This window comes from Chitinimonas sp. BJB300 (assembly GCF_002735695.1).
In the GTDB taxonomy this organism is placed as follows: Bacteria; Pseudomonadota; Gammaproteobacteria; order Burkholderiales; family Chitinimonadaceae; genus Chitinimonas.
Genome location: NZ_PDZH01000178.1, coordinates 1 through 5,944, shown reverse-complemented (window position 1 = coordinate 5,944; position 5,944 = coordinate 1). Strand labels below are relative to the sequence as shown.

General features: G+C 56.6%; 4 protein-coding genes. 1 reads left to right on the top strand and 3 read right to left on the bottom strand.

Annotation, left to right across the window (positions count from 1 at the left end):
- Positions 1-225: 225 nt before the first annotated feature.
- The 3 genes from CSQ89_RS19355 to CSQ89_RS19345 all read right to left on the bottom strand — a co-directional run bounded on the left by CSQ89_RS19355 (position 226) and on the right by CSQ89_RS19345 (position 2,697).
- On the bottom strand, positions 226-1,200 hold the full coding sequence (locus CSQ89_RS19355; protein WP_099407680.1) for a CapA family protein: 975 nt from the start codon (positions 1,198-1,200) through the stop codon (positions 226-228).
- Entirely contained in the window at positions 1,197-1,625 is a 429-nt protein-coding gene (locus tag CSQ89_RS19350; RefSeq protein WP_199065734.1) for a hypothetical protein, read from the bottom strand. The genes CSQ89_RS19355 and CSQ89_RS19350 overlap by 4 nt, the downstream gene beginning before the upstream one ends.
- An 82-nt stretch (positions 1,626-1,707) precedes the next feature.
- Positions 1,708-2,697, bottom strand: a complete 990-nt coding sequence (locus tag CSQ89_RS19345; RefSeq protein ID WP_099407679.1) for a FecCD family ABC transporter permease — start codon at positions 2,695-2,697, stop codon at positions 1,708-1,710.
- A gap of 150 nt (positions 2,698-2,847) precedes the next feature.
- Between CSQ89_RS19345 and CSQ89_RS19340 the strand changes: the two genes are divergently transcribed.
- A complete protein-coding gene (locus CSQ89_RS19340; RefSeq protein ID WP_099407678.1) occupies positions 2,848-5,664 on the top strand; it encodes a valine--tRNA ligase in 2,817 nt (938 codons plus the stop codon).
- Positions 5,665-5,944 lie beyond the last annotated feature (280 nt).

Below are 5,944 nucleotides of genomic sequence, written 5' to 3'. Positions count from 1 at the left end.
GAAACCGGGCGATGTGCATCAATTGGAGGCAGATTGACCTCAACTGCTCCAACCGCCCGGTGCGGACCCGCATGCCGGGTGGTGTGGCAGGGGTCGGCCAGAACATCTGGTCGCCCCTATGCCGATTAATCATCGATAACGCATGTGTTGTGAATTAAAGGCTATCCAATAGTCAAACAGAGCTTGGCCGTGAGTGTGTTTCTATCAAACATTTAAAAAGTCACATCAGTTTGTTTGTGTGTTTAAACAGTTCTGTACACCTTCTTTGCCACGTCCCCCACACGGACTGGGGCAATTCAATAACGGGTGTGGGGTGCCAGCTTCATCCATATGTGCAGTAATGGTGTCCCAACGTAGCACACCTTGCTTGTCGAGCTCCAGCCGTAATAGCCAACCAGTGCGGGCTGGGCCTTCGGCAAAGCCATCAAAGACGAAATTGCCCAGGCTCCAGATAATGGGCTTACCGCGATAGAGCAGGGCACCCTGGGTAACGTGTGGATGGCCGCCGACTACGGCATCTGCGCCGGCGTCGATCATCAGACGGGCGAGTTGTTGTTGGCGTTCACTGGGTTCAGGCTCATGTTCCCAGCCCCAGTGCATGAACGGGATGACGATATCGGCGCCTGCGGCCCGTGCGGATTTAATATCGCGTACCACGTGGCTGTCTTCACTCCAGGCAATGCCGGGCTGATTGGCGCCCGCTTCAAAACTGCGTGGTTTGAATTCGTTGTAGCTGAGCACGGCAATACGCAAGTCTTTGCGTTCTACCCAGAGCGGTTTGTGTGCTTCGGCCAGATTACGCCCGCCACCAAAATAGGCGATACCGCTGGCTTTGATGTGTTGGATCGTCTCCATAAAAGCGGTGTGGCCGAAGTCACCCGAATGGTTGTTCGCCAGTGCCAATGCATCAAAACGGCCTTTGAGTTTTTCAATGACGCGTGGGTGGGCGCGGAAGGTATAGATCTTGTTGTCGACGCGCTTGCCGACGGTGGCAACAGGGCATTCCAGATTGGCTATCCGATAGTCGGCATCACGTAGCAGGGCATTAAAGGGGGCGAGTGGGTCACCGCCTGCAGCAATAGTCTGGCCAGGCCCATCATCCAGCATGATGTCGCCGGCGAAGATAAGACGCACCGTATTACCCTGCGCGGCGAGTGTAGCCAACATGCTGGCCAGCCACAGTATCTTTGCCAGCTTCATGGCATTGCCCCTTTGTTGATGGCGTGGGGTATCAATTCGCACCAGTATTGCAGTTCACCATCGCGCACGGGTTCGTACACTGTTTGCAAGCCGGTAAAGCCATAGTGGCCTTGCTGGTTGCTGAGTGGATAAGGATAGGTGGCTTGCTGAATCGGGGTGGCGCCTTCATTGCGGTCTGCATAGATATAGAGCTTGATAGCGGCGAGAGCCTGGGGCTCGGTTTCAAATACGATGCGGAACAAAAAATATGAGCCAATTGCGGTGACCCCTACCTGATAAGGCAGCGTGGCAGGCCCGGCCTGTAACCGCAGGGTTTCCCCACCGTAACTTACATGGCAACCCACGCTTTCCGTGGCATGGCTGTTGAATGCAGCCAAGCTACACAAAACCGCCAAGATAAGGTGTGTCGGGAAAAGAGTCGGCATGGTGTGCGGCAGCTCCAGTTGCGGGGCCGATAGTATCCGCCATCTGTATCAAGCGCCCCTCATGCCGGGCTATCCAACCGCATTAGTGTCGGTTTTTGATCAGTAGATAGAGTAGATAAGGAGCGCCGAGAAGATTCAGCAGCGCTGGAAGGGAGAGTTCGGCTGACAGGGCGGTGCGGGCCAACCAGTCAACACAAAGCAGGTAACCCGCACCAGTGATAGCCGCGGCGGGGAGCAAATGGCGGTGGCCTGGGCCAATCACGGTGCGCGCCAGATGAGGCGCTACCAAGCCCACAAAGCTTAGTACCCCACCAATCGAGGTTGTGAGCGCGATGGTGAGCGCAGTTAGCGCAAGCAGCCTACGACGTAAATTCAGTACGTCAAACCCTAGATGAAACGCTTCCCTGTCGCCAAGAAGCAGTGCGTCCAACGCGCGGGTTTCCCGCCAAATAAGGTAACCGCAGGTAAGTAAAGCCGGCAGCAACCACGCCAGGCTAAGCCAACTAGCGTTGCTTAAGCTCCCCCAAGCCCACAGTGTCGCATTGCGTGGGACATAGGCATGGTCATCCAGTAATGCCAGTCCACCGCTGGATATCGCATTAACTGCCAGCCCCGCCAATAGCAATCGCGCTGTATCCCATTTCTGGTCGATGGTCCAGGCCAGCCAGAGGGCAGCCATGCTGCCTGCAAAGGCGGCAGGTACCGCGGCAATATCGGGTATGCCGCGTACGGCAAGCAAGGCAGCCAGCGCTGCAGCGGAGGATGCGCCAATCAGGCCAGGCTCGGCTAGTGGGTTACGAAACACGGTTTGCAATGTGCAACCTGCAACCGCCAGTGCGGCGCCACAAGCCAACGCCAATACAATGCGGGGTAGGCGAATATCAACCAGTACGCTTCGCCAAGCTTGGCCAATTGGGTCAGCCGGCACCGCCAATAGCAGGCTAGGAATGCGCCATAGGGGAATCGCCACCTCGCCGCTTGCCACTGCTAAAAACGTGAGCAGCAACAAACCCAGTGCAGCCAGGCTAAGCGCGTTGGGTACATGGCGACGGGGCAGGGGCAGGTAGCGCATGGTCTGGTGCTGGCAAATTTGGTCAGGGCGGTAAAAGTCCGTTTGCTTAATACCCGTTCAATGTCTGGTTGGAAGTACTGGGCTTACAGCCCGACTGCCGTGCTTTTCCCCGTATAATCCGCAGCTTCCGAAACACACAAGATCTGCATCATGGAACTCGCCAAAAGCTTCGAACCCGGTGACATCGAGCGCCGCTGGTATGCCCACTGGGAAACGTCCGGCTATTTCAAGCCCAGCATGGACGCTGCTGTACCTTCCTTCAGCATCCAGCTGCCACCACCCAACGTCACCGGCACGCTGCATATGGGCCATGCCTTTAATCAGACCATTATGGACGGCCTGACGCGTTACTACCGGATGAAAGGCCACAATACCTTGTGGGTGCCGGGCACCGACCACGCGGGTATTGCCACGCAGATCGTGGTGGAGCGCCAGTTGGCTGATCAGAAGATCAACCGACATGATTTGGGGCGTGATGCATTCATCAGCAAAGTGTGGGAGTGGAAAGCCAAATCGGGCGGCATCATTACCGAGCAGATGCGTCGGGTAGGTTGTTCGGTGGATTGGCAGCGCGAGTACTTCACGATGGACGCGGTGCGCTCGGAAACCGTCGCCGACGTATTTGTCCGCCTGTACAAGCAAGGCCTCATCTACCGTGGCAAGCGCTTGGTGAACTGGGATCCGAAGCTGGGTACGGCAGTCTCCGACCTGGAAGTGGTCAGCGAAGAAGAAGATGGCCATATGTGGCATATCCGCTATCCCGTCGTGGGCAGCGACGAGGCCATTGTGGTGGCGACCACCCGGCCGGAAACCCTGCTGGGTGATGTGGCCGTAGCGGTGAGCGCAACGGATGAACGCTACACCCATCTGCATGGCAAACAGCTCCAGTTGCCACTAACCGGCCGGCAGATTCCGCTGATTGTGGACGAATATGTCGATGCCGCTTTCGGCACCGGCTGCGTCAAGATCACCCCAGCCCATGACTTTAATGATTATCAGGTTGGTAAGCGGCACAACACCTTGCTGATTAACGTGATGAGCCTGCAAGCCAATATGCTGGCGAATGCCGAAGTCTTCAGCTTCGATGGCAAGTCGGTGGATTCGATAGCGTTGCCGGCTGCTTATGCGGGCCTCGACACCAAGGCTGCCCGTAAGGCGGTGGTGGCCGACTTGGAAGCCCAGGGCTTTCTGGTGGAAGTGAAGCCGCACAAGTTGCAGGTGCCGCGCGGTGATCGAACAGGTTCGGTAATCGAGCCTTTGCTGACCGACCAATGGTTCATGGCCATGTCTAAAGTGGGCGAAGGCGATGAAACCGGTAAGAGCATTGCGCAGAAATCTATCGACGCGGTTGAAAGCGGCCAAGTACGCTTTATCCCAGAAAACTGGGTGAATACCTACAACCAGTGGATGAAGAACCTGCAGGATTGGTGTATTTCCCGCCAGTTGTGGTGGGGACATCAGATTCCTGCCTGGTACGACGCAGAAGGCAATATCTACGTCGCCAATACCGAAGCTGAAGCCCAGGCGCAGGCACCCGGCAAGGCATTACGGCGTGATGAGGATGTGCTTGATACCTGGTTTAGCTCTGCCCTCGTGCCCTTCAGCACAATGGGGTGGCCGGCTGATACAGCCGAACTCAAGGCATTCCTGCCGTCTACTGTGTTGGTTACGGGTTACGAGATCATCTTCTTCTGGGTTGCCCGGATGATCATGATGACGACCCACTTCACGGGTAAGGTGCCGTTCAAGGATGTCTACATCCACGGTATGGTGCGCGACAGCGACGGCAAGAAGATGTCGAAGTCCGAAGGTAATGTGATAGACCCGGTGGATTTGATTGATGGTATCGCCATCGACCCATTGCTGGTCAAGCGAACCACCGGCTTGCGCCGCCCGGAAACGGCACCCAAGGTGGAAAAGAAGACCCGGGCCGATTTCCCAGAGGGTATTCCAGCCTACGGTACCGATGCCTTGCGCTTCACCATGGCCAGCTATGCCACGCTGGGTCGTAATGTGAACTTCGATTTCAAGCGTGCCGAAGGCTATCGCAATTTCTGCAACAAGCTGTGGAACGCTACCCGCTTTGTGCTGATGAATGTGGATGGCAAGGACTGTGGCCAGGATGAAAGCTTGCCGCTGGAATTCAGCTTTATCGACCAATGGATCATCGGCCGTCTGCAACAGACCGAGCTGGATGTGACCGAAGCGTTGGATACCTACCGTTTCGATTTGGCGGCGCAAGCCATCTATGAATTCGTCTGGAACGAGTACTGCGACTGGTATGTAGAGCTTGCCAAGGTGCAAATCCAGAACGGCAGCGAGGCGCAGCAAAGGGCGACTCGTCGGACTTTGGTCCGTGTGCTGGAAGTGGCGTTGCGTCTGGCGCACCCTATCATCCCGTTTATCACCGAAGAGTTATGGCAAACGGTAGCGCCGCTGGCCAACGCCAAGAAAACCGAAGCGTTGATGCTGGCGCAATGGCCTGTCGCCCAACCAGAGAAGATCAACGCGGCGGCCAATGCCCGCATGGAAACCTTCCGAGCTTTGACGATGGCGGTGCGTACCCTGCGTGCTGAAATGAACCTGAGCCCATCGCAACGTGTGCCGCTATATCTGGAAGGGGCTACTGCTGAGTTGGCGGAATTTGGCCCTTACCTGCAGCTGCTGGGTCGCTTGGCTGAAGTGCAAGTGCTGGATCACTTGCCCGAAGATGATGCGCCTGTCCAGGTGGTGGGCGCTACCCGTCTGATGCTGAAGGTGGAAATTGACAAGGCTGCTGAAACCGTACGCCTGAGCAAGGAAGTCGCCCGCCTGGAAGGTGAAATCGTCAAAGCCACTGCCAAGTTGGCTAATCCGGCTTTCGCTGACAAAGCCCCCGCCGCCGTGGTCGAGCAGGAGCGAAAGCGCCTGGGTGATTTCAGCGAAACGGTAGGGAAGCTGAAGACACAATTGGCCAAATTGGCTTGAGTTGACGGATCTGCTGTTCTAAGCCCCGACTCAGGTTGGGGCGTTTTTGTATCTGGATTCTGTTCATGCATATCGATGGTTAACGCCGGTTTTCCGGGGCGTTATTCATGTGCGCCCAGCATGGGCGCACTCCTGCGGGTGGAAGTCCCGCCTTAAGTTGATCACAGCGAACGAAGTGAAGCGCAACTGCGTGAGGGCGACCGAGCGTGGGAAGGAAGCGTGGATCGTAAACCGCGAGCCGATGGACAAGAACCGGATAGAAGGCGCTGCCGAGCAGGGC